A 25,042-nucleotide genomic window follows, 5' to 3' on the forward strand; every position below is an offset into this window, starting at 1 on the left:
TAAATACTAAGATCACTGCCTTTTTGTTGTTAATGATTAAGGTTGCTTACATACAATGAACGCTAATACTGTATTTCCTAAAATAGATAAGTTTCACGTGGAACTCCTCAGAAAATTAAGGCCTACATTTGGTTCCACGTGAAACTCGCTGCCACTTTCCACAAAAACCGGTTCACACACCCGTTAAAGATGTCTGAAACGGTCCATTGGCACCGTTTCTCCTATTTTTTCGACGCTTCAGGCAAAGCCGTATTTTTGTTCGTGATATCAATAAACTGTGCTTCACCTGCTACTGAATCAACGGCTTTTTGTAGACGACGCATGGCGGCGCTTGCAATTGGCAAATCTACAAAGTCCTTGGTCGCATTGTCTAGTTCGACTTCATCGGCTACGGAATCTTTTAGCGGCCGCGGATTGCTTTCATCTAAAGCGCGGATTACAACTGGCTTCAATGGCCCCATCTGGAGCAAGTCGAGTGTTGTTTGGTAGTCAATATCATAGGCATCGGCTAAGTCAAGTGTCTCACGAATGCCGGCCTCTGCTGCCATGATGGCAACATTCGTGATCAAATTCAGTTTCGCACCGTTTCCCTGCTCACCGACATATTTTACAGTGCCAAACGTTTTCAAGATAGGTGTAACATCAGCAACCGCCTGTTTGTCGCCAGCGGCAATCAGAACCAAGCCAGCTTCACGTGCATACTTCACGCCACCAATCATTGGCACATCTAGTAGATGGGTCTTGGTCGGCATGACGGCTTGAATCGCAGTAATCTTACGCGGGTCCAAAGTCGAGGTCACAATCAGCGTACTCCCCGGCTGCAAATAATGCACAATACCCGGAGTTTCAGTGGTCCCAATATGAAGTGCTGGCACATCGTCTGACATGACCGATGTGATAATGACCCTGGACGCTGTCACAGCATCTTCCAATGAAGTTGCCGTGCGAACGTGATCGCCCGCTACTGCCGCCATCTTGGCGGGCACTTTATCCCAAACTGTGACGTCATAGCCTGCCTTGGCCAAATGTGGCACCATATGACTGCCCATATCGCCAACACCAATAAATGTTATTTTCATGTTCTTCTTCCTTCCCGATCGAAAATATTCACCTAGGCAATAGATACTTAAAAAACAAGTCTTTTTCTTGAAGAAGCATTTTATCAAGAAATTCATTGCCAGCTAAATTCGATTAAAGCAGGATCAATAACACCTGTAACCATTAACTTAGCATGATTGAAAAGCGATTTCAATAACACAGCTCGGCACGAGTCATTGTCGTCTTTTTTCCCTCCACCTTACCTGTTTGATGCCAACAAAAAGTGTTCCTAATAGGTTTACAGTGCTAATTTTTTCCATTTACGAATTTTCGGTCGAAAATTTGTGAACGGCGCAACACTATTGATGTGAATCCACTTCCATAACGGCCATTGCGCCTTGGTCGTAGCCCACCTCCGAACGCCTGCATCGAAAAGCTCCGATTGTGATAACGTCTCGATCCAAGTACACAACTCCTTGACCAGCAGATCAAGCGCAGCAAGTTGGTCTTGAAGGCTTTGTTGACCATAGTGCTCATAAAAAGATTGATACAAACCACCTAGGTTATTCCATTTATAGCCCGGTGCGGGCGTTTCAACCTCAATACCAGCAACCTCATCGCGATCCCAGCTCAACAACAAGTTGAGCCAACCCAATTGGTATGACAGCATTTCTGACGGTGTCTTATCAACCCCTTCAACCAGCAACTCGCGCTTTTCTTCGGGGATATCGGTAAATTCCGCCCTAAATTTCGCATAGCGCTCTTCGATCGTGTCCAGCAAGGCTTGTTTATCAGCGTATGTTTTCAACTTGATCAGCTCCTTTAGCTAAAGCGTACCAAGCCGCGTTAAGAGGTGCCACTCTATTTGAAAAGTAGAGGGAGGCGGCACATATGCAACTTTGCTTGAGAACCATGATACCGGCCCTCACACTGAAAATGTTAAATGTTATGACATTATCGATTGGGGGCAGGGGAACATGGATGAATCGACAGAACTAGAACAACTTGGCCAGTTCTTTCATGATTTTCGAGTCGGCCGCGGCCTAACACTCAAAGAGGCCGCTGGTAACTGGTCTGCAGCTACCTTATCCCGTTTTGAACACGGAAAGGTCGATATCAGTACTGAAAAGGCAGCAGGATTAATTCATCGAATCGGTATGGAGCCTATGGACTTCCTCCTATATCCTGAATCAGCCGGTGCGTTTCCAATGCGAATTCAAAGACTAATTGAAACCAATGATATAGACGGATTAACGAAACGTAAAAGCGCCTTTTTTGAAGTTAATAAAAAGGAAACAAGCATGACAAAATTGGCTAACATTCTCTTTGATATGGCAATTCATTGGCCAGCAGAAAGATATCATCTCGATGCTGCTGTAGAACAATACCTTGCTGACCACTTGACCATTCCTGAAAATCTAACCCCTTTTGAGTTAGAACTTCAAACTGCCATTGGAGCACCTGCAAGTCACGAACTATTAGTGCTATTCTGGCATCGAACAAAACGAATGAAACACGATCTACCTAAAACTGAACTCCGGACTATACTTGCCAAACTTTGGCTCGGTGCTTTGATGAATCGCGACTTAGATTTTTTAGATAACTTTCGAACAAGCTTAGACGGGACATTTGTTGCTGATGGTCAATTAAGCGGTGACACAGATTGGCAAGAAGTTTGGCCATTCATGCAACTACTAGAGCAATGGGTCTTGGAGCCTAGCCTTGACAACGAACAACAAATTAATGAAATGATTGCCGATACACAAGCTATGGGGTGTATTAGTCAAGCTAAGTACTTCACCTTAGTATTTGCTCGAACAAGACAAGGACAACCTCATCATAATCCTGCGTTGATAGATCATGGACAGCCTGTCACCGTGAGTAAATCTAACAACTTTGTCCCTCAGAGGCGCACTTATTTAGACCTGAGCTTATCTGACCTTGCGCTTGATAGAAATAAGTCAACCCTTCGACGATTCGAGGAAGGAAAAACACAACTTTCCTTCAGCGCATTAGTCAAGCTAAGCGGCCAAATAGCGGTTCTGGTGCCAACCCTACTCGATAATATGTATTATAAAAAACAGGGACAAAATCGAAATATCACGCTTGGAATAGGTTGGCGTTCGATAGTAGCGAAAAAAGGTCAACATTTGTCCGACTCAAGCTTAGAACGGATGATTGATCAATCAATGGCATCGATGAAGGACGCTGCGCCGTCTTTACGCAAAGCCCAGCTTTTCGTGTTACAACGTGCAGCAATGGAAGTAGGTATGACTAGCATCGATAAGGCAGCACATCGTTTAATTGCTCATGACCTTCTGCCTCAAATATTGAAATCCAATCACTGGGGATTTTTTGAATACCTTATCTTGCGTTATATTTATCCTTTACTATCATTCGATGAATTATCCATGTTGTTCCAGCAAGTAAAACGAATGATGCAAAATCGTATTGACTACGACGGCAATACCTATGCCTATGAAACAATGTCTATGGTTTTTATCCACGCTATTAATTCAATGCCGTCTGATAAAGTCACAAGCTTTTTGCATCACTTCAAGTGGCTATACAGTATTGATGAAGCCAATCGATCCCGCTGGCATGCAATCGGCGGTTTAAAAACAGCACTGGATTTAGCTCAGCGAACGGTTACAACACGAGCATCGGTTCAGCAGTTCATTACGTATTGTAAAAGCACGGGACACGCAATAGTTCTAGCGGACCTGAGAGCGCAATGGCAGAATTTCGTCCCTGATGGGTATTTTGAAATTTCCTCATCAACTCGTTAATAAGGAAAATTAATGTTTTAAGATTGGACAAAAAAAGAAGCGGAACCCCACTCCCGCTTCTTTGAATCTCCTCCACTTGGGATTACCCAGTCCTACTTCGCTAACCCATAGCTCATTATGGGTACTGAATGAGGTACAGCCCAGCAAATTTGCATATTTGCCTCTTTATTATTTATAATTCAAAACAAAATTATTAATAAAATCCTCCGGAAGTCGCTTTACCCATAACTTTTTAAGGTTGTCAATGGCATCTGGGTGTCCCACACGCAAAGACGCATGTACATACCGCTCAACGAGTGTTTTGTTGGTTATCGTTGGTTCAAGCAGATAATTAGCAAGATACCAAGTTCCTGCCGCTTGCCACCGCATGGGTGTTGCATCAGGTATCGTCAATACCCATTTAAATTGGGTTACAAATGATCGCCCCACTGTTAGTGAATAATGATCAACAACTTGAGCAATTGCTTGATTTAAGCCACTGAAATAGTAATCAATACCAACAGTCAGCGGATGATTGAGGATCACGCGCCTGCCTTGTTCATATAGCATCACTAGTTGATCTGGTGTTAACCAATTAGCCAATTCTTCAGAAGCATGAGTTTCCAGCGATCCCCAATGATTCATTTGCAACAAACGGGCTAAGATTAAGGATGCTTGTTTGTGCATTTTCTCATCCGTATGCGACGCAAAACCTGCTGTGACTTTCAGTACAAAGCGTTGCGTTGCCACGAGGCTAGCAGGCATATCCGGAAATTGAGTCGTAAATCGCTGAATTAACGTAAGAATGTCTGCCTCACTTTTTCCAAAAGTTTTGTGTTGCTTAATTTGCCTAAACACTGCTCGTAAACTAATCTCGCCAGGGGTGTGTTCATCAATCTGGTTAGGTAAAGTGAGAATTTGTGAAGGTACAAGCGCCAACTCACCACAAAGCTGTAACATACTTGAAGCGGAAAGCTGTGTCTGACCATTTTCAAATCGGCGCAGCGAGGTTACACTTGCGTCCATGACAAGATCCGCTCGACTGACACCGAGATACTCCCGCTGAAACTTCACAACTTCTCCCGCCGTATGTGCAACAGTGAGCTGTTTGGGATGATCTTTTAGTTTTAGGTTATGGTGTACACGCCCTTCGCTTGTATGAGCCAACATCAACTCAAACCAGCGCGCATCAACCTCAACATCCATCCTGCGTAATTCATTAATAATCTGCTGAATTTTGTTCTTATTTGACGCTGATGGATGGCGGAGCCAGTGAGCCGTACTTCGGCCAAATTGCCAATTTGGCATAAACTCAACCAATCTTGTCCGGCCTTGCTGCGGCATGAACCAGTTCTTCAGCTCATCTTCCAAGCCATTCACCAGATCCATATCTCGATCCATCAACGCGCCAAGCCACAGCATCAGTTCAATTACTTCACGAAACTGCCACCAATCTTTTTGAAGGCTTTGTGCTCGTTGCCACAGCAAAACTAGTAATTCATGACTTGCTGGTCCAACAATAGCTTTATATAACTCCAGTTCTAGTAATGAAAAGCGCTCAGGCACTGCTAATCGATCCGCTAGTATTTGTTCATCCTCATCAGAAAAGCGGAATTCAGGGTCTGGCCAGTGCTGCGCAGCCTCAAATAAGATTCTGGCAAGTTCGGTCATTGAATTCCGCTTTGGATGAGCTGCAAAAAAACCCGCCTTACGTCGTTCTAACTCACCAACGTCATTTAGTTGTGTCAAATCCTGTAACTGCAGAGGAAAATTGACCGGATTAGCTTCGTAAAACTCCAATAAATCGAGCTCATCAATGCCAATCATGGTCATCAATTCAAGCATTTTTTGCGTGCTGATATCTAACTCCCCACGCTCAAACCTCGATAAAGTTGCTGCCGACCATTCCCCACTAACTTCTTGAAGCGTTAATCCCCGGCCAACCCGACGCTCATGGAAAAAGCGACCTAAGTCTAATAAGTTGTCGCTGGTATGCTTCATTGTCATCTGTGACAACCTCCCCAATTAAATATCATCACCTCAAATATAATACACAATGATCATTGGTAACACTCAACACTCGGATGACCGTGGTCACAGGCGACTGATTCAATCGGGCAAAGCCGGTCCGCCATTTAAGCACGTTGGTATGCGCTTTCTCAACTTCCTAAAATCACATTTTCCAGTCAAAACTTAACGGATTAAGAGTCCGTGGGTCGCCTACCATCCATACTTTTGAAAATCTTTAAAAATAGGGAGTTAATACACTCGCTAAATACAAAAAAATTGTTTGCCTTTTCAATAAAGAGCAAAAGGCAATCGTTTGAACGCCTTACGCCGGTGCCTTTCCAGAAACTCGTGTCAAACTCACCGTCAACACATTATCGGCCGTTGTATTGTAATCAGCCAACATGCCCTTCACGATCCCTCGCGATGGGCCATGCGTGCTGGTCGTTTCCTCGTAATTTTGAATCCATGTGCTGACTGCATTAAATCCGAATTCGAATCCTTCAAAAACCTGCATGTAAACCGAGGAGCGTGGATTTGTTGTCACAATTGTGATTTTCAAAACCCGGCCATCAGCGATCTGCATGGTTAGCTTGATCAACCCATCATCGATGAAAATGACGTCGCCATCTGCGGCAGTCTGCGGAAGTTTATACGCCGCCAGTCGCATGTTTTCGTTATAAACCCGTTGTACGTAATCGTAACTGCCCAAGTCTCTTTGCATTCTTATTCAAAACCTTTCTGTTAGAATATGGCTTATCATTTGGTGTTTGCGAATACACATCAACCTTTCAAATTGACGTGTGGTAGCTTCCACAGTGTACCGTTTAGTGCCAGAAATAAGAATTAATTAGCTCACCCGTTCCTTGCCTAACGACTAAAACACTCACTAAAGCAATGAAGGAATGACTACGATGCGAAAACCATCCGGGCGTCACCGCGGTACGAACAAAACCTTATCCTTTGCAAGTGTCATTCTGCTTGGGATCAATGGCATCATTGGATCCGGTATCTTTTTGTTGCCAGGCACACTTTATCAAGAAGCTGGCTTGGGTAGTGTCAGCGCGATTGTTTTGGCTGGACTCAGTACAACGTTAATTGCACTGAGTTACGCTATGCTCGCCTCTAAAATAGACGATGATGGCGGTGCGTGGGTCTATTCAAATCGCGCTTTTGGCGCTTTTGTCGGCTTTCAAACAGGTTGGTTTGGATGGTTTCTGGGCGTGATTACCATAGCGGCTGAATTGGCCGCTTTTCTCACTGCATTGGGCGGATTAATACCCGTTGTCAAGCAACGAAGCGTCTATATTAGCGTGGCCTTAGTGATCATTGCTGCTTTAATCGCCATTAATTTAATCGGACCAAATATCCTCACGTTCATCGATAATATCTCCAGCGCCTTGAAGATCATCATTCTCATCGCGGTGATTGCTGCCGGTGGCTATTTCATCAGTACACACGGCCTGCACGTAAACCAGCCGCAAGCAGTTTCATCAGATTTTCGCACAGCTTTCTCGACAGCATTCTATATGTTTACCGGCTTTTCATTCCTGCCAGTTGCCGCGAACAAAATGAAAAATCCGGAAAAAACACTCCCACGCGCCCTCATGGTGGTCATGTTGATCGTTATTGCCTTCTATGGCATGGCTCAAATGACGACGATCGTTATTCTCAGCACCAATCTGACTGCTGAAACCTTACCAGTCACGGCAGCGTTCGCCGCAGTTGTTGGTACCATCGGAAAAACGGTGGTGATATTAGGTATGCTCATCTCCATTCTGGGTGTTGCTGTCGCCGTTTCTTTCGATACGCCAATCGAAATGGCTTCATTAGCAACCGAAAAAACTTTGCTACCAGCAGTATTCGGGCGAACCAACAAAAGTGGTGCCCCATTTGTCGCTATCTGGTTGACAATCGGTATTGCCGGATTGCTAGTGGTATCTGGCAGCTACCTATTTTTAGTCAACCTGATCGTATTTAGTGCCTTTCTTCAATACATCACGACCATCCTAGCATGGTTCAAATTACGGCATGATCCAACCCTACCCGCTGGTATTCACCTACCAATGGCGCCACTTTTAATGGGATTTGCCTTATTGCTGATCGGCTATCTAATGACCAGTGCTACATGGCTGACTTGGCTAATTGCCGTGATCGTTGCATTGATCGGCAGCGTCATCTACGCCACCGACACCCGCAGACGAGGTGAATGACGCAGCTTGCTGGTTTGTAAAAGTCACAAAAATAACCGGCTGAAAGCTCTGCCGGTTATTTTAACAACATGTTGTTATCGTTACCGATTAATGGACCTCGCCATTCTCTGTATGGTGTGCCGCTCGCCACGGATCGCCTTGCTGACTGCGTATAAGTTATCGACAGGTGATTCGAATCCCCATGCAGAATCGCCCACATGCTGCATATCAACGCCACAGATTTTATTTCGAATCGCCATCTCCTGCAACACATGACTGCCGCTGCCTTCTTGACTCGTGCCAATCGCACTCATCACCAAACCACCCAAGCGATGAACAACTTTCACAACCGCCTTCAAGTCAGCTTCATCAAATCCCGGAATTGATCCAACCGCCGGCGCCAAAATCACATCTGCACCTGCTTCAATAAACTTTTTTGCCGTCTCTTCCGTCATGAGCGGTTCGTCAACACCAGAAGCATGCATTTTCCCTGCAATAATTAGGCCGCTAAAATACTGCTTAGCTAACGCAATGCTGCGAATGGTCGCTTCATTTGTAACGCCAGTACCCGGATTACCGGTCAGCACCATGAATTGAAAACCCATTTCTTCGGCTTTTTTGATGACCGCCTCACTGGCAGTGCATCCTGGCAAAATGGCAATTTGATTTTCCATCATTTTGGGATTGTCGCCAATCGGCTCAATGTTAATTCCAATTGGTCGACCAACCAGCTTTCGCAGTCTCGCGATGCTCTCTTTGCCGTCATGCTTAGGCGCGTTGTATAAATCTCTTTCACTAGGATATAAGCCAAAAATTTTGGGATCATCAACATCAAGGCGATTGCAAAGAATCATATCAGCGCCAAATGCTGCAGCAATTTCCGCTGTGGTAATACTATCTAAATTCTCTTGCGTCACGATATTTTCACTAACAATGATCCGCCCTTCGCTAGCCTTGATGCTTTCCTTGAGCTGCTGCCCGTCAAACGTCATGACCTCGCTTGTACTAGCACTTAATAGTCGTTTTACCATTTTATTCATTGCCTCCTGTTGGTTGTCTTTTAGTTAATAGTAGCATCCTGCTTATTGAATCATGCTACTTCCGCCGCGGCTTCGATTTCGTCCTCATCAAACATTGATTCATCAACACCCCAGAACCAGTTAAGGACAAATGAAACCGCTGTTGTTATCAATAGTCCACTGACTGCCAGAATAAAGTTATTGCCACCTGCAGGATTGATAAACTGCGGCAAGCTCAGGATTGAGACCGTTACGAGAGAGAATACTTTGACATGAAAAAGTCCAAAGAATAGACCGCCAATACCGGAAGCAATAATAGATGGAATGATCGGCTTTTTCATTTTTAGCATCAATCCATAGACTGCAGGTTCAGTTATACCTGAGGCCGCGATAGAGAATGCGGCTGTGGCGGAAAATGTTTTGACACTACGCTTCTTCCCTTTAACAAGAATAGCTAAGGCCATCCCCAATTCGGCAAAATTCCAAACCGCAAACGCGACCCAGAGAAATGGATCATAGCCCAGCCTTTTAAGATTGGAGATTGCAACCGGGAAAAAGACCCAGTGACTACCGGTGATAATGAAGAATCCAATCAACAGACTAAGCAGCGTAATGCCAACAACGGGGGCTTCGTCATATACCCAGAGTGATCCGTTAGCAATGACACTGGCTATTCCTTGCCCGATTGGTCCAGTAACTAGCAGTGTTAATGGCGCCATCACTAGGAACACTGGGAACATTTTGAGTAACCCAAACTTATTCATTGCCGGACGATCAACGACTTTCTCTAGCAATGATTGCACCCAGACGGTAATCAAAATCGGAATCAAGCTGGTTGAATAGTCAACCGCCGCTACTGGAAGCCCAAACAAATGAATGCCGCCTCCGGCACTCACCATCTTGGCAAAATCTGGTTGCATCATAATCCCTGCCAGAATGAGACTTAGAATCGTATCTGTTTTGAAATACCGTGAGGCGCCAAATGCAACCAAGAATGGCAAGAAGTAGAAAAGTGAATTACCCATTAGATAAAGTAACCGATACGTTTGACTGCCTTGGGTCACAATATGACTCACGGTGAGCAAGTTCAGCAATGCGAGAAATAGCCCTGCCATGGCTAATCCGCCAATGACCGGTGTCAACGAATTAGAGATTGCATCAAGAACGCCATTCAGCAAACGTTTGAAGGTGATTTTTTCGCGCTTCTTATTAACTGTTTCAGTCGTTGCGGTAGCCTTCGATACACCACTTTCACCAACAAACTGAGCATTAATATAGTCAAAGACTTTGTCTAAGTATTCTGGCATAACGATTTGCAACTTGCCATCAGAAGAAAAGGCTTTGACAACCCCATCAATTTTGTTGATTTTATCCGTCGTCACTTTTGAATCATCTTTAATGCGCACGCGCAGTCGTGTATAGCAACGTGCAACACTTTCGACGTTATCTAGATGGCCCATACTTTCAATGAGCTGATTACCAATTTTTTCATATTTTTCCATCATTAAGTCTCCCTACCCCGTGTGCAATGCTTTCTCAACCTTCTTCAAAAACATGATCATTTGTAGTTCAGTTCTCCAAGCATTTCTTTAGCAGTGACATTTTTAGCGGAAATTTCTGGAAAAGACTTCAATAAAGCCATATTTGTATAGACGACAGCAATTGTGGTGTCGTGATCTGAGTCAGCAACCAACTTTAAATTCATATTGGCCAGTAATTCTCCGGCCTTTACTTTTTGATTCCTCGATACCCTAACATCAAATGGCTTGCCATCCATCTCAACCGTATCGAATCCCATGTGAACAAGCACTTCAAGCCCTTGAACAGTCTTAATTGAAATAGCATGCTTGGTAGGAAAAATCATGGTGATATTACCATCTACTGGCGCATAGATTTCACCATTCTTGGGCTTTATTGCAAAGCCATCACCCATCATTTTTTGAGCCAGAACAGGATCAGACACCTCTGTTAAAGGAATCAACACCCCAGTAACCGCTGCATACACGTCCTCTTTTTTCTTCTTACCTAATCCGAACATAACATACGCTCCTTAACTGTCTGTCCACACAACGAACAGTAGAGACCGAGCCAACAAGTACTGATAATTTATGAACAAATGCCATTAAAAAAACACCCATGATAAATGATGAAATTAGAGAACTCCAATTTCATTACATCTTCAGGGTGTTGCCAACTTAATGTCACAAGCCGTTATTCGATGATATGAATGATGTGAATTAAAAGAAATAGCCGATCAGAGTCATCAAATTGATAGCCAACGTGGTCCTCAATCAAAGCGACGATTCTCCCTAAACTTTTGCCTGCGTTAGGATATTGCTTCTTCAACTGACACAGAAGAACCGTATCATCAGTCTCAACAAGATCAACCTTTTTACCGTCATGAGTCCTTAACAAAAGGTAGTAAAGGTGTGTCGCCATGCGCGAAACTGCCAAACTACTCTCTGAGAACTTTCCGCCATAGTCTTTTTCCAAAATTTCATTGACGCCGGAAAGAATATCTAACGCCTCCGACACAGATTGTACAGAGCTATTCGTCTCTGTCAGTTCGTGTTCAATGAGATGCATGGCAATGAATCCCGCCTCATCATCCGAAAAGGAAACATCACTAAACGAACTGATCAATGCCAGTGCTTCTTGACCGACTTGAAACTCTTTTGGAAAAAGCCTGCGGATATCAAATAGCATAGGATTGCTGACGACTAACCCGCTCTTAATTCTCTGAACTGCAAAGTAGATATGATCGGTTAAAGGAATTAACAAATGACCATCAAATTCAACGTTGATGCTATTTTGTGCTAGGCTAATGATTGAGTCCGTTAACTCAAAATACGATCGAGGTATCTCACGTGCTAACTCCTTAAATGAGTCTACCCATTGACTATCATCTCGGGATACAGGGAGAAAGACATGGTCATCCTCGGTCGGAAAATACTCCTCATCTCTTTTAAGGCGAAAGCCAATTCCCTTACCCCAAATTATCTGTTGCTTGTCATTCCCGTCCTCTACAAGCAAAACATTATTGTTTAGAACTTGTAGGATTTTCAAGATATACACCTTAGCTAGGTCACTAGACGACATCAATAAAACTAAAAGTAAGCGCTTACTCAATGCTTAGTATAATCAAGTTGCTTTTTTGAGTCAATACGTTTTAAATAAAATAACCAATCGTCTGATCTTTAATCACATATAAAAGATAGGTTAAATTGTATCTTTTTGGATACACATAAATATATGTTTTGAAAAAATTATTTATTAAATTCTTAGTTATTAACGTGAAAGTGCGTTTAAACTAACTTCATGATGACTGTCATTACATTTTTATTTCAAGGTGCCACAAAACTTATCCATCTGAGTATTAGGACGTAAATAAAAACAGCGACCCACAAGCATGTCTATCTGCCTGTGGGTCGCTGTTACGTTTATATTCTGGGTGGTCAGGGGATCGAACCCTGGACCCACGGATTAAGAGTCCGTTGCTCTGCCAGCTGAGCTAACCACCCATGCTGCTTATGTCTGTCGCGCTTCACGACTTAAATATAATATCATGTACCCCTTACTGGCGCAAGTGTTTTGCAAATCTTTTTTCAAAGAATGTGACAAAAAGCTGACTGCTGCATTGTGTCATCAAGCGGTTAGGCAGCGATTTCGTCGGTTACTGGCAATTTGCTGATGGTCATTTGACGAGTGGTTGTTCACGCTCTTATTTCGTGATAATGTGCTCGCATTCGCCTTGCATGTAAAGACCTTGAAGTCGAATGACCAAAACTTGGGCATTTGGCTTCAAGGCCACTTACGCTCCGGTTAAAATGCGCTCCTGCTCGCGCTCACAAAAAAAGACGGCCATCGCCGCCTTATTTCACTAACTTATTCTAGAACAAAACATGAATGGATTGATTGCTGTTGATCAGTTTGATCGCCTTGCCAAGCATTGGACCGACCGAGATCTGATCTAAGCCTTCGAATTTGTGCTTAGGATCGAGCTTAATGGTATCAGTGATGACGACCCGCTTGAGTCCCAGATGCTTGATGCGATCAACAGCGCCACGGGAGAATACGCCGTGGGTGGCTGCCGCGTAGACATCAAGTGCACCTGCTTCACTCAGGGCTTTGTAAGAGTCCACGATGCGATCGCCGGTATCGATTAGGTCATCAATCACGATGGCGTGCATGCCGGCAACGTCCCCGATAACCCCGATGTGCTCTTGATCACGCTTATCAACAATAGCAATTGGCGTATGTAATTCTTCAGCCAATGCCCGCGCTTGCTTGGTACCACTGTGATCAGGCGCGATGACAACGACATTATCGCCAAGATCTAGCTTCTTGAAGTAATCACCGATCAAGTGGTGGGCCTTGAGATGGTCAACTGGGATATCGAAAAAGCCTTGAATCTGATCCGCATGAAGTTCAACAGCAATGATCCGATTAACGCCATCCATCTCCAGCATGTTAGCAACAAGTTTGGCTGTGATTGGCTCACGGGAGCGCGCCTTGCGATCAGCCCGTGCGTAGCCATAATAAGGAATCACGACATTAATATGGTGAGCACTCGCCCGCCGCAACGCATCAACCATGATCATAAGTTCCATGAAGTTCTCATTAACCGGATCAGAGACCGACTGGATCACATATACATCAGCGCCACGAACACTTTCCGGTAGTTCAATTTGAACTTCCCCATCAGCAAAATGATTCACTCGAGCTGGCGACAGCGGTAGCCCGACCTCTTCCGCAATCTTTTCAGCTAATGGCCGGTTCCCATTAAGACTGAATAATTTTAATTCGTGCATCGATTTCTCCCTTTTTCGTATTTAACGGTCTGCACCGTCATTATACGAGAAAAGGCAAGAAATTGCGACTGATTATCCAATGCGGTAAAGTAATATCATAACATTTGCAGATTCATAAGCAGCGCTCCAGCAGGCGGCACCCCGGTCTCCGCCGTGCTTTGCCCTGACTGCAAGACTTGGAAATGGGAGGCACTGAGTCATGAAACAAAGCCATTTGATCGGCCTTGCAACCCCACTGTTATTATCGGCTGGCACGTTAGCGACCGCCGAAAGCTTTTATCAATATGCATTTCGCCGCATTAACTATATTCCAGACGCGCGGCGTTCGATGCAAAAGTATGCGGCTTCATATTATCGCCATGTCCACTGGGTAGAAAGTCAGGCCAATATTGAGGCATGGCATATGACAGCCCCGGATAATCAACGACTTGAAGCTCTTTGGTTGCCGCATCCTGGCAGTAAAAAAGCGGTGATTGTGGGCCACGGTTACAAAGGTACTGGGATTACGATGAGCAACTTTGCCCACATGTTTTACGATCTAGGTTTCAATGTTCTGCTACCGGATGATCGCGGGCATGGTGAATCGGATGGCCAATACATTAGTTTCGGCTGGCTGGATCGGCTGGATTATTTGGGTTGGCTGCAACGTATCATTGATCGAATCGGTGCAGACAGTCAACTGCTGTTGTTTGGTACCAGCATGGGTGGTGCCACAGTTTCGTTGGTGGCAGGCGAACCCAGTTTGCCAAAACAAGTGAAGGCTGTCATTGAAGACTGCGGCTACACCGATGTTGAAACCGAGTTGGCCTACTTACTGAAAAAGCAGTTTCACCTGCCACCAATGCCGTTGGTGCCACTGGCAAGTTTTCTTAACTATCGCCGGTTAGGTTATCCTTTACGCGTTGTCAACGTCCGCCAAGCACTCACTCGCAACCACTTGCCACTATTGGTTATTCACGGTGCGGAAGATGTCTATGTGCCAACGAAAATGGGTCGGCAAAATTATGCGGCTTCTGCGGGTCCTAAAGCCCTCTGGATCGTTCCGGGGGCTGCGCACGCGGAAAGCTACTGGATCAACCCGGAAGCTTATCAAGCACACGTCAAACGTTTTCTAGATATCTTTTTCTAACTGCCGCTTTGTAACCATCACAAAAATGGATCGTCTGAATGATCACCACCATTCAAACGGTCCATTTTAATGTCTAATCAAAAAAGCGCAGCACAGTCTAGAGGTCGTCCTCTTCATCTGCTTCAGCTTCATCGCGTTGTTTACTGAGCACATCGAATTGACGCAACATGGCCAAATTTGTCTCGATACTTTCCGGCCATTCCCAATGTTGAACATTAAAAACGTGCTTGAGGTGCGGACCGGCGCTGGCTGGCCACAATTTGGTCGTATAGGTCACCTTATCGGCAGCAAACACTTCTAGCAAAGCCTGACTTTGCAAATAGAAGCTGTCATTTTGGCCGCCAATCAGCATGAATGGCGGCAACTTGAGGTCTTTGGCAACTTGAGAAAAGTTAAGGTGGTCAGCCAATGCAGCATCGCCACCGCTCAGCTTATCAAGATAAAAAGCGGCCATATCGCTCATATCACCAGCGGCTTCTGGCAGTTTGCCAGGTTCAGCGACTGGGCACACCAAGGCCACCAAAGTGAAATTGAAATTAACCCGATCAACGCCAAAAAGTTCTTGTAGCTCTTCGCTTTGCTGAATGCAGGCCACTAGTGACGCTAGATGGCCGCCTGCCGAGTCACCGGTCAATAGAACATGATCGAGATCAAAGCCGCGCTGCGGGCCAAAATGCGACAACCAACGTAAGCTAGCAAAGATGTCTTGAATCTGCCCGCGCACATCGACATCTGGCAGCAAGCGATACCCCATGCCCATCACAGCATAACCTTGACTCGCCAAATAGCGGCAATAATTTCGGTTGAGATTGCGATCGCCATAAAACCAGCCGCCGCCATGAACATCAATCACAGTTGGCAACGTCGCATTGCGGCGTTTTGCCGGATAATATAAGTTCAAGGTCTGCTGCGGGTCAGCAGAGTTTTCATACCGGTATTCCGTTTTCCAGTGGACATCCTCTGGCACCCGTTCATCCGCATAGCGTGCCTTATCGCGCGCTGCCGTCTGCGCCCAGCCTGCCTGAATTTTTGCTAAAATGTCATCATCTGCCATTACCAAGGCCTCCATTTCACCATGTTCAAATCGCATTAAAAGATTAATCCCATCTTAACGCAAAAAGACTGCCAGTGAGTCAACTGACAGTCTAATCGTATGAATTAACCTTATCTCTTAACGATCTTTGGACTTAACGCTAGCTTCGACTTCATCAATCAAGCCAGCATCTTTCAAACCGGTCACTTCTTTGATGACATCCACCAGCGGCTGATCCTTCAGCATCGCTTGCAACTTCACAGCTTCGGCATCATTAGGTTCAACATAATGGAACATCATGCCAACGGTGTCCATCAAAACGCTGTAATTCAAACCGCGTTCCTTCAATTCGCGAATTGGGCGAATAAAGCGTTCGTCGTAACCTAGTTTGCGGATTGGTGTCCGGGCAACTCGAGAAATATCATCTGAGATGTACGGATTCTGGAAACGTTGCAACACCCGATTTTGATAGTTTTCGAGGTCTTTTTCGTCAAAATTCTTAAACTCTGACAACAACAACGAACGGGTTTCGGCCAGCGCACCCTTTGCCTGATTGAAGACTTTAGGATCCTTGATGGCGTCGCCAATTGTTGTATAGCCAAGGTACTTGCCGGTGTAAGCTGTGGTAGCGTGACCAGTGTTGACGGAGAAGAGTTTCCGTTCGATATAAGGTTCCAGGTCGGGCACATAGTCTACAGTCTTGAGTTTCAGATCCTTGTTCTTCATCTGACTCTCGTCAACAACCCATTCCTTGAAATCTTCAACACTAACGGCCAAGGGATCATCGTGCTTTTGTTGTGGCACGATTCGATCAACCGCGGCGTTAGGGAAGCCAACGTACGTATCAGCAAAGGTCTTGCCGGCGTCATCGAGATGCTCGTAGACACTCTTCTTAAGTGACTGAGAGCCACCGATCATATTTTCACATGCAATCACATCTAATGCCTGATGATTGTTGGCTGCATCACGTGCCTGCAAGCCTTGGGCAATTAGGGGTGCAATGATTGGCAGAATCTTCGGACCAATGGCGGTGGTCACCAGATCAGCCTGCGCAATTGCCTTCACAACTGCCTCGGGATCCTTGGCATTGTTCAACCCGTCAACATTGTCCACATGAATCTTCTTCTCACCGGGCGCTGCTAAGGTGATCGTATATTCGCCGCGTTGGTTTAACGCATTGATGATCGTCTCGTTAACATCGACAAAATTGATTTTGAAACCGTTAGCGGCAAGTGTTTCACCGATAAATCCGCGACCAATATTACCTGCACCAAAATGTACTGCTTCCATCATAATTTATTCAACTTCCTTCAGTAAATTGACGATTTCCTCCGGCGTTTGGGCGTCGGCAAGTTTCTGAACATTTTCAACATCACTGCAATAAAGCGCAATTTGCGACAACAATTTGAGATGTTCGCCATTTAAGCCAGCAATCCCAAAAACAACCGTGACCAAGTTCTCATCAGCCGGATCATCCGACCAGTCAACACCCCATGGATATTGCACAATCGAAATAGCCGTCGACTTAATATATTTCATCCCGGCCTCAGTGCCGTGGGGAATAGCAATGAAGTTACCCATATACACAGAAACATCGCGATTCCGATCAAGCATCGAATCAATATAAGCTGGTTCGACATTACCATTGTCGACCAAGAGTTGGCCGGCCTGACGAATGGCTTCTTCCTTGGTCTTTGCTTCCTGACCAAGTTTGATCGTTTTAACGTCTAGTCCTTTCATCATGTCACCTTCGATCAATTTTTTTGATTTCATTCATAAATACTTCTGTGATGATTTGATACAACTGGCTATAATGCCCTTTTTCAAAAAGTTGTAAATTCGTTGTTGACGCAATCAGCTTTGCGCTGACAGCGCTCAATAGCGTCAGTGTTTCCTGAGCAACTGGGTTCGGTGTCAAAAGTAGCAATACCCGATGCAACATGATCGTGCCCATATCCATGGCTGGAAGCGACAGCGGCGTTTTTAAATCGAATGCGCCGATGTAAGGCACTGTCACACCCTGACTACTGGTATGGATCATAGCGAGACCGGTATCGGGAATCCCAACTGGCGCTAATTCTAGTCGCTTTAGCAAGGCATCTTTGACGACCGGCGCTTCTGCCACCACGTCTGGTAAATGTGCTAGCATGGCATCGATTGTCGCTCCTGAGGTTGTCATCGCTTCGGTGATCTCTGTCACAGCGAAGTGCTGTAACATGTCATCAGCTGCTAATACCATGGTTTTGAGACTTTCAAACGCCGTCACAGTCTGATCTAATGACGGTTGTCTTTGCTGGGTCGCTTCTTTCGGCTTGACCTGTTGCAATAACCGTCTGATTTCACTAATCTCATCACGCGCCAAGATTGGCGTGATGACAAGATACTGATGCTTGAACCCCGGCAATGGCATCGTCGCAAGAATCAAACCGTAATGTGCCAGATTCTGGTTCGGCAGATCACTAACCTGAATGATCTTGATCTCTCGAATTTCCGGCACCTGTACACGTAGCTTCCCAGCAATCAGACTGCCGGTCCCCGGGCCATCGCTCGTAATCAGCAAGACAGCTGCTGGCACTTCGGTGTGGGTATGGTCCAAGACTGAAGCAAAGTACAACACCAGATACCCGAGCGCATTTCCAGTAAAGGCACCGCGACCAAAAACATCGTCAGCCGCTTGTTGAACTGCGTGGTAAAGTTCAGGATAATCGTCGCGCAGATGAGCCAGCACTGGATTCGTCATCGTGACGCCTGGCAGCCAATCACCGCCAGCGGTTCGTTGGACATGAGCCAACAGCGATGAGTAAAGCTGCGTATTCCCGGAAAATTTCCCGGGAAATGATCTGGCAACTTCACGAATCAATTCCTGCACTTCAAGGTTAACCGTTAAATCAAACGGATCAACTGGTTCTCCAGCCAAGCCACCGCGAATGGTACTGAGCTCAACGGCAAGAAACTGATAATCGCCAACGCGGACTTTCTGGCGAATCGCGGAGTCCATCTCCGCCAGAAACTCGAGAGCCAATTGTTGGTCCTGGAAAAGCCGTTCCTGGTCGAAATGGCGTTGCGCTTCAACATGCTGATCTTCTCGCAATCGGCGGGTATTAACTGCTACTGTCAGTAACACCGCTTTGCGCTGGTTGTCGCTGAGATCCGCCAACGCCTTGATGCGCAGCAAAGCCGCGTTTGCTGCCAGTAACTCTTCCTGCGGTAATCGTTCAACAAAATAATGTGTGACTGGATCGAATGTCTGCTGAGGATCACGGAGAAAGCGGAAGAAAACGTACGGATTAATCTCAGCATTCAACACGCCTACCAATACTCGGCGAATATCGCCTTCCGCACCATCAATCCAGATACCGGCAGCTTTTTGGCGATTTAATTGCAGATGATATTCATTCAAAGCGGGTTCAAGAATATCCAGATCTTGCTTAATGGTGGTGACACTCACGTCAACCGCTGCCGCTAACGCCGTCATTGTTTCCGGACCGTTGGCATTCAGCAACCGTAATGTTAAAGCACTTTGTCGTTGGCTAGGATCAAATGTCACCACCTGATCCTGTTTTGCCAAAGTCGCGGTTAAGGTAGCCAAATCATTGGTATCCCCGACCAACCGATACGTGCTGCCAGTGCCTTTATCGAGTTTTAAACCGATTGTGGCGATGTCACTTTCCAATTGCGAAAGCTCACGGTAAATGGTCCGACGGCTGACACCCAGCTGCCGTTCCAGCTCATCTCGGCTAACACCGGCGGGCTGACTCATCATGAGTCTGATCATTTCCTGTTCACGATTCGTTAGTAACATATTTTTCGCCTCAAGCGGCCGCAACACCGACCGAACTTATTTCATCTTCTCAATAAGCTTATCATAGTTCGTTGCGTTCAAGAGGCCATCAACGGTGTAGACCTGAACATTGGCAAACTGCAATTTAACGCGACGTGCTGTTTCTTTCGAAGCAATAATCAGCACATTGTCCTTGTCATCAATCTCGCCGATTGCGACATTACGAACTTTCACGTCTTTATTCAGTTTCCGTAATTCAGCACGGAATGTTGCCTGTGCCATGGTTGCGGAACCAATGTTTTGATCATGATGCAGGAAGTCAACTTCGGTAATCTTATCGAGATCAAGTTCCTTTAATTCGTCTTCCGGTGTTTCTTGTTTAGCTTTAGACGTCTCAGTTGCTGGCATTGCTTCGTCAGTACCGCCAACTGCTTCAGCCTTCAAGCTTGCGATGATTTCATCATACTTCGGACTGTTCAGGAAATTATCAACCGCAATATGAGCGGCATCAGGTGTCTTGTCCTTAGCCCGATCAGCTAATTCTTCTTGTGTCACAACCAGCAATCCCGGCTTGTCTTGCAGGTTACTGATTGCTGTGTTGGTAACCGAAAGATCCAGACCTGCCTTCTTTACCTTGTCGCGTAAGATGGAAGCGCCCATGGCACTGGAACCCATGCCGGCATCGCAAGCAAAGATAATCTGCTTAATGCCCTTGGCGGCTGACATCACATCCTTAGCTGCCGCAACATTTTGCTGACCCTTAGCTTCAGCCTTCATGGACTTCATTTTGGCTTCGCTTTCGGCTAATTCGTCACCGCTTGCGCTCTTATCGCGGCGTAAAATGACAGCCGAGATCAGGAAAGAAACAAGTGTAGCACCTGTGACACCAACAATTAAACCAATATAATTCCCAATGTTAACCGGTGACATTGCGAATAATGCGAAGATAGAACCTGGAGATGGTGAGCTCTTCAAACCAACATTGAAGATGGAGAAAAGTGTCGTCCCAGTAACACCACCAGCCATAACAGACAGGAACAGTGCTGGCTTCATCAAAACATATGGGAAATAGATTTCGTGAATCCCGCCAAGGAAGTGAATGATGATGGCGGAAGGTGCGGAACCTTTAGCAGATCCCTTACCAAACAGCGCAAATGCTAACAAAACACCAAGGCCTGGACCTGGATCAGGTTCCAGTAAGAACAGGATTGACTTACCATGTTCGGCTGCCGCCTGAATCCCAAGCGGTGTCAAAATCCCCTGATTGATCGCATTATTTAGGAACAAAATCTTTGCGGGTTCAATAAAGACGTTTGCTACCCACAACAACCCGTGATTGATAATCCAATCAACCCCAGTTGCCATGCCGTTAGTCAACGTAGAGATAATTGGACCCATTAGGAAGAAGCCAACGATTGCTAGCAACATCCCAATAATGCCGGCACTAAAGTTGTTGACCAACATTTCAAAGCCTTGTTTGATCTTATCTTGAAAACGGTCGTCCCACTTCTTAATACACCAGCCACCAAGTGGACCCATCACCATTGCGCCAATAAACATTGGCACATCAGTACCGACGATGACCCCCATGGCAGCAATCGCACCAACAACGCCGCCACGATGACCTGCCACCATCGAACCGCCTGAAAAAGCGATCAGTAATGGTAACAGATAAGTTACCATTGGCGAAATCATTTTTGCGAGCTGAGCGTTTGGATACCAACCACCTTTAAGGAAGATGGCTGTAATAAGACCCCAAGCAATAAAGGCACCGATGTTTGGCAACACCATGCCAGAAAGCTTGGTTCCGAATGATTGCATACCGGCTTTCAGATTAAATTTCTTTTTTTCTGCTGCCGGCGTGTTTGCTGTTTTTGCACCCAAGGCAAACACACTCCTTTCCCTTATTTACAAGTATTATTGTAACCGCTTCATGTAATCGCTGACAAAAGCTTCTTTGGCACAGTTGTCTGTGCCAAACATTCAGGTTGAATCCCCAGCTAACAGTTTACTAAGGAAAGCATCTGGTTTAAAACCATAACAGTGTACGTTAACTGTTTCACAAGTTATGGAAAACGCTACCGCTGTCTACTTTTTTGCTCGCATCATACTGAGGACGCTGTTATCTGATGTTGTTATCTACTATATGTCAGTTGTGCCTGACGCCCTATCGACTCAGCATAAACACAGAAAATCAAAATTTTCGGCATTACGGTATAGACCACTATTGACATGGAGGTTTTTTGATGCTACATTGGACTAGACCAGATAGGGGGATATCAATGATGGATGTAAAAATTTTTGATAACGATACAGAAGCAGGCAAGTACGCATTTGATTTGATCAAGCAAGGTATGGATAACGGTGCCAAAGTGCTCGGCTTGGCTACCGGCAGCACACCAGTCACCATGTACAAAGCAATGGTTAATAGTGATGTTGATTTCAGCAACATGACTTCCATTAACTTGGATGAATATGTTGGGTTGGCTCCAGACAATGACCAGAGCTACCGTTACTTCATGCAGAGTAACCTCTTCGACAAAAAGCCATTCAAGGAAACCTTTGTTCCAAACGGCTTGGCTAAGGATCCTGAAGAAGAAACCACGCGTTACAACAAAGTAATCGCAGACCATCCGATCGACATCCAAGTACTTGGCATTGGCCGTAACGGTCACATTGGCTTCAACGAACCCGGTTCACCATTTGACGCAGAAACCCGCAAAGTACCGCTGACCCAAAGCACCATTGACGCTAACGCCCGGTTCTTTGCAAGTGAAGATGACGTACCTCGCTACGCCTACTCCATGGGGATCGGCTCAATCTTGAAGAGCAAGAAGATTTTGCTGTTAGCCTTTGGCGAAAACAAGGCAGATGCTGTTAAAAAAATGATTGAAGGCCCTGTCACCAACGATGTGCCAGCGTCCGCACTGCAAAAGCATTCAGATGTTGTTGTCATCTTGGACAAAGCAGCTGCAAGCAAGCTGAGCAAGAAATAAGCTATTTCTTTCAATCAGCTGAGATGAAACAGGCCGATGCTCATCGGCCTGTTTTTTTATGGAAGTGTGGCTAACCCATTTAGAAAACGGCGTGTAAGCAGCCTTGGCTGTGATGACCGGGTTTTGGTCATGACCCCGCGCTCCTTGCAAGCAGGTTTCCGGGCTGACAAGCGTGTGAATCCCTTTCACCCCAGTAGTATCCGTCTTTTCCTGTAAGCGTTTCGATTTTTTGCCCTCTGCCGTGCGTATTCCATGGTAGAATGAGGCCATCACAACATTTAGTAACGGAGGAAATTATGTACAAAGCTGTCGTTTTTTTTGATTTAGATCAAACGCTGCTCAATGATGACAAACAGGTGCCACCCGAAAATGTTGCTGCGCTCAAAGCCCTTGAAGCCAACCAGATTCTGCCGGTCATTGCGACTGGCAGAAATTACTACGAACTGGCTGACATTATGGCAGCAACTGGGGTCCGCAGTGCAATTGCTGCTAATGGTGGTGACATTTTTCTTGACGGCGATCACATTTTTCAAAGTGTGATTGGCGAGCCGCAACTCACCCGTTTTCTCAATACGAGTGCAGCACAAGACATTCAGGTTGCCATGTACAACAGTGAAGCATCGGCGCTGACCGGCCATAATCAGCTCACCACCGATAACTATGCGCAGGTGCGGCAAACACCGCCGCCGGTCAAGCCATCTTTCTACGAGCATGAAGCAATCTGTATGATGTTAATGTTTGTACCATGGACCGATGCAGGTGACCAGATTGGGAAACAATTCATCCAAGATTTCCCAGAAATGACGTTCTACCGCAACTCGCATTATACGTTTGATGTTGTCAATCATGGCATTTCCAAAGGCAGTGGCATGGCCATCCTGTTAAATCAGCCATCCTTACGTGGTCTGCCAACTTACGCATTTGGCGACGGTTATAATGACATTCCGTTGTTGCAAGCAGCTGACACCGGAATTGCGATGGGGAACGCTTATCCAAAAGTTGCGGCTGTTGCGGATTATCAAACGGACGATTATCGCGAAAACGGTATTCCAAATGCACTTGCACATTTTAACTTGATTTAATTTTTAATGCGTAAAAACACATCAATATTAGCCTATTGGTGTGCTTTTTTTATGGCGCTTATCCATCAGCATTTTCCGCTAAATTTCGGTTGACTTTGCAAACATATGTTCCCATAATAATAAGTGTGAACTGTGAACTTAAAAATTTAATTTTAGGTGCAAAAACACTGTCATATTAAGGTTTGTAACACTTGCTATACCGTGTTGGCCAATTAAAGTCAAGACCGCGGCAGCGCAAATTTTCTGCTATACTCAAAGCATGCTGTGCGTTATTTGGGCGTGGTCGAAACACCGATCAATAATCGTACAACAGCGCAAAATCTGCTGATGGAGGGGTCTCTCATGTTAGAACAATCGACAATGCATCCGGTGGTTTGGATCAATCAACATACTTATATCAGTATCGTCAAAAATGCGGATTATAATTTAGAAGTCTGGGAGATTACCGACGAAAATCGGCAGCATCGGATGGCCCGGATGAATTACAAATATCACCGTGATAACTTTGCCGGATTCATCTATCGACTCTTCCCACAGATCGACTTGATTCAGATTCACAACATTCAAAAGAAGATCAACCCGTATTTCGACTTAGAGGTTTAGAGGTGTACACATGGATAGTCTGGTTATTCAGCTTCTGATCATGGTCGTTGTTGCTTTGCTGGTAACACTGCTCGTCATTTTTGCAGAATGGCGCGCTAAAAATTTTAAACCTTGGCAACTCGGTGTTCAATCGGTTGTCGCCGTGGTCTTACTGGGCGTTGGTATTAGCCTGCTAACAGTTAGATGAGGCAACTTGGTAAAACAGCCAAGTCTGTTCTGAGGCTGGCACACTTGAGCTTTCAACATGTTGCAGGATTTAAAAAATTATTATTCACTATATAGTTGGTCGCTTTGCGTTATAAAGCGGCCTTTTCGTTTGGTTCCACGTGGAACAAAAGGCCTTCTTCTCGTCTAATATGACCCAAGAACCGCAATATAATGGATTTTATTTTTGGCATCGGATGATTGGCCTTCGCAGTTGATGCCATTGATCACTACTTTTCTTCAAAATTAAATGACTTGGCTGATGCCCTCCCTCTTTATGCAACACCCTTTAGCAAATAAAACGCGCAAAATACAGCATTCAAATTCCTTGAAGACGACCCAAGATGTTAAAATTCAACATCGCATTTGTCGCAAAATT

21 protein-coding genes and 1 tRNA gene are annotated in these 25,042 nt (G+C 45.3%); 7 read left to right on the top strand and 15 right to left on the bottom strand.

The genetic code is table 11. From position 1 onward, the window contains the following. Window positions 1–221: 221 nt before the first annotated feature. Together ACWPAB_RS13025 and ACWPAB_RS13030 are read right to left on the bottom strand one after the other, a co-directional pair. Window positions 222–1,079, bottom strand: coding sequence for an NAD(P)-dependent oxidoreductase (locus tag ACWPAB_RS13025; protein ID WP_016366907.1), 858 nt, complete (start codon window positions 1,077–1,079; stop codon window positions 222–224). A gap of 257 nt (window positions 1,080–1,336) precedes the next feature. Next, on the bottom strand, window positions 1,337–1,846 hold the full coding sequence (locus ACWPAB_RS13030; protein ID WP_003586053.1) for a ClbS/DfsB family four-helix bundle protein: 510 nt from the start codon (window positions 1,844–1,846) through the stop codon (window positions 1,337–1,339). A gap of 169 nt (window positions 1,847–2,015) precedes the next feature. Between ACWPAB_RS13030 and ACWPAB_RS13035 the strand changes: the two genes are divergently transcribed. Continuing rightward, entirely contained in the window at window positions 2,016–3,827 is a 1,812-nt protein-coding gene (locus ACWPAB_RS13035; protein ID WP_003586054.1) for a helix-turn-helix domain-containing protein, read from the top strand. A 168-nt stretch (window positions 3,828–3,995) separates the two neighbouring features. Here ACWPAB_RS13035 and ACWPAB_RS13040 read toward each other — a convergent pair whose 3' ends face one another. Together ACWPAB_RS13040 and ACWPAB_RS13045 are read right to left on the bottom strand one after the other, a co-directional pair. Next, window positions 3,996–5,813, bottom strand: coding sequence for a helix-turn-helix domain-containing protein (locus tag ACWPAB_RS13040; protein ID WP_003586056.1), 1,818 nt, complete (start codon window positions 5,811–5,813; stop codon window positions 3,996–3,998). A 325-nt stretch (window positions 5,814–6,138) separates the two neighbouring features. After that, window positions 6,139–6,537 carry a hypothetical protein gene (locus ACWPAB_RS13045; RefSeq protein WP_003586058.1) on the bottom strand — a complete coding sequence of 133 codons (399 nt, stop codon included), beginning with the start codon at window positions 6,535–6,537 and terminating at the stop codon, window positions 6,139–6,141. 190 nt (window positions 6,538–6,727) lie between these two features. On the opposite strand from ACWPAB_RS13045, the gene ACWPAB_RS13050 reads away from it, so the two are divergent. Continuing rightward, window positions 6,728–8,026, top strand: a complete 1,299-nt coding sequence (locus ACWPAB_RS13050) for an APC family permease (protein WP_016368092.1) — start codon at window positions 6,728–6,730, stop codon at window positions 8,024–8,026. Window positions 8,027–8,106: 80 nt separating this feature from the next. On the opposite strand, the gene ACWPAB_RS13055 is transcribed toward ACWPAB_RS13050, so the two are convergent. The 6 genes from ACWPAB_RS13055 to ACWPAB_RS13080 all read right to left on the bottom strand — a co-directional run bounded on the left by ACWPAB_RS13055 (window position 8,107) and on the right by ACWPAB_RS13080 (window position 13,835). After that, on the bottom strand, window positions 8,107–9,036 hold the full coding sequence (locus tag ACWPAB_RS13055) for a DUF7916 family protein (protein WP_003586062.1): 930 nt from the start codon (window positions 9,034–9,036) through the stop codon (window positions 8,107–8,109). Window positions 9,037–9,095: 59 nt separating this feature from the next. Further along, the gene (locus ACWPAB_RS13060) at window positions 9,096–10,526 is read right to left on the bottom strand and encodes a PTS transporter subunit EIIC (protein WP_016368093.1); all 1,431 of its coding nucleotides are present in this window, start codon (window positions 10,524–10,526) and stop codon (window positions 9,096–9,098) included. A gap of 56 nt (window positions 10,527–10,582) precedes the next feature. Next, a complete protein-coding gene (locus ACWPAB_RS13065; RefSeq protein WP_003586065.1) occupies window positions 10,583–11,062 on the bottom strand; it encodes a PTS sugar transporter subunit IIA in 480 nt (159 codons plus the stop codon). Between the two features lie 173 nt (window positions 11,063–11,235). Next, window positions 11,236–12,090 carry a PRD domain-containing protein gene (locus tag ACWPAB_RS13070; protein WP_016366759.1) on the bottom strand — a complete coding sequence of 285 codons (855 nt, stop codon included), beginning with the start codon at window positions 12,088–12,090 and terminating at the stop codon, window positions 11,236–11,238. A 382-nt stretch (window positions 12,091–12,472) separates the two neighbouring features. Beyond that, window positions 12,473–12,545, bottom strand: a tRNA-Lys gene (locus tag ACWPAB_RS13075). Window positions 12,546–12,914: 369 nt separating this feature from the next. Beyond that, a complete protein-coding gene (locus ACWPAB_RS13080) occupies window positions 12,915–13,835 on the bottom strand; it encodes a ribose-phosphate diphosphokinase (RefSeq protein ID WP_003568380.1) in 921 nt (306 codons plus the stop codon). A gap of 199 nt (window positions 13,836–14,034) precedes the next feature. Between ACWPAB_RS13080 and ACWPAB_RS13085 the strand changes: the two genes are divergently transcribed. After that, window positions 14,035–14,964, top strand: a complete 930-nt coding sequence (locus ACWPAB_RS13085) for an alpha/beta hydrolase (protein WP_003568382.1) — start codon at window positions 14,035–14,037, stop codon at window positions 14,962–14,964. 97 nt (window positions 14,965–15,061) lie between these two features. On the opposite strand, the gene ACWPAB_RS13090 is transcribed toward ACWPAB_RS13085, so the two are convergent. The 5 genes from ACWPAB_RS13090 to ACWPAB_RS13110 form a co-directional block, all read right to left on the bottom strand. After that, window positions 15,062–16,018, bottom strand: a complete 957-nt coding sequence (locus ACWPAB_RS13090) for an alpha/beta hydrolase (RefSeq protein ID WP_016381917.1) — start codon at window positions 16,016–16,018, stop codon at window positions 15,062–15,064. Window positions 16,019–16,135: 117 nt separating this feature from the next. Beyond that, window positions 16,136–17,290: a mannitol-1-phosphate 5-dehydrogenase gene (locus ACWPAB_RS13095; protein WP_003568386.1), complete on the bottom strand. Its 1,155-nt coding sequence runs from the start codon at window positions 17,288–17,290 to the stop codon at window positions 16,136–16,138. A gap of 3 nt (window positions 17,291–17,293) precedes the next feature. Beyond that, window positions 17,294–17,737 carry a PTS sugar transporter subunit IIA gene (locus tag ACWPAB_RS13100; RefSeq protein ID WP_003658978.1) on the bottom strand — a complete coding sequence of 148 codons (444 nt, stop codon included), beginning with the start codon at window positions 17,735–17,737 and terminating at the stop codon, window positions 17,294–17,296. A gap of 4 nt (window positions 17,738–17,741) precedes the next feature. Further along, window positions 17,742–19,799: a BglG family transcription antiterminator gene (locus ACWPAB_RS13105; RefSeq protein WP_016381918.1), complete on the bottom strand. Its 2,058-nt coding sequence runs from the start codon at window positions 19,797–19,799 to the stop codon at window positions 17,742–17,744. Window positions 19,800–19,835: 36 nt separating this feature from the next. Next, the gene (locus ACWPAB_RS13110; RefSeq protein WP_003568392.1) at window positions 19,836–21,662 is read right to left on the bottom strand and encodes a PTS mannitol transporter subunit IICBA; all 1,827 of its coding nucleotides are present in this window, start codon (window positions 21,660–21,662) and stop codon (window positions 19,836–19,838) included. Window positions 21,663–22,063: 401 nt separating this feature from the next. On the opposite strand from ACWPAB_RS13110, the gene nagB reads away from it, so the two are divergent. From nagB to ACWPAB_RS13130, 4 genes are all read left to right on the top strand, one after another. Beyond that, window positions 22,064–22,774: a glucosamine-6-phosphate deaminase gene (gene nagB, locus ACWPAB_RS13115; protein WP_003571992.1), complete on the top strand. Its 711-nt coding sequence runs from the start codon at window positions 22,064–22,066 to the stop codon at window positions 22,772–22,774. Window positions 22,775–23,070: 296 nt separating this feature from the next. Next, window positions 23,071–23,856, top strand: coding sequence for a Cof-type HAD-IIB family hydrolase (locus ACWPAB_RS13120; RefSeq protein ID WP_003568396.1), 786 nt, complete (start codon window positions 23,071–23,073; stop codon window positions 23,854–23,856). Between the two features lie 342 nt (window positions 23,857–24,198). Continuing rightward, a complete protein-coding gene (locus tag ACWPAB_RS13125) occupies window positions 24,199–24,459 on the top strand; it encodes a hypothetical protein (protein WP_003568398.1) in 261 nt (86 codons plus the stop codon). A 10-nt stretch (window positions 24,460–24,469) separates the two neighbouring features. Continuing rightward, window positions 24,470–24,646, top strand: coding sequence for a hypothetical protein (locus ACWPAB_RS13130; RefSeq protein ID WP_003577160.1), 177 nt, complete (start codon window positions 24,470–24,472; stop codon window positions 24,644–24,646). Window positions 24,647–25,042 lie beyond the last annotated feature (396 nt).

Source organism: Lacticaseibacillus sp. 30, from assembly GCF_053819265.1.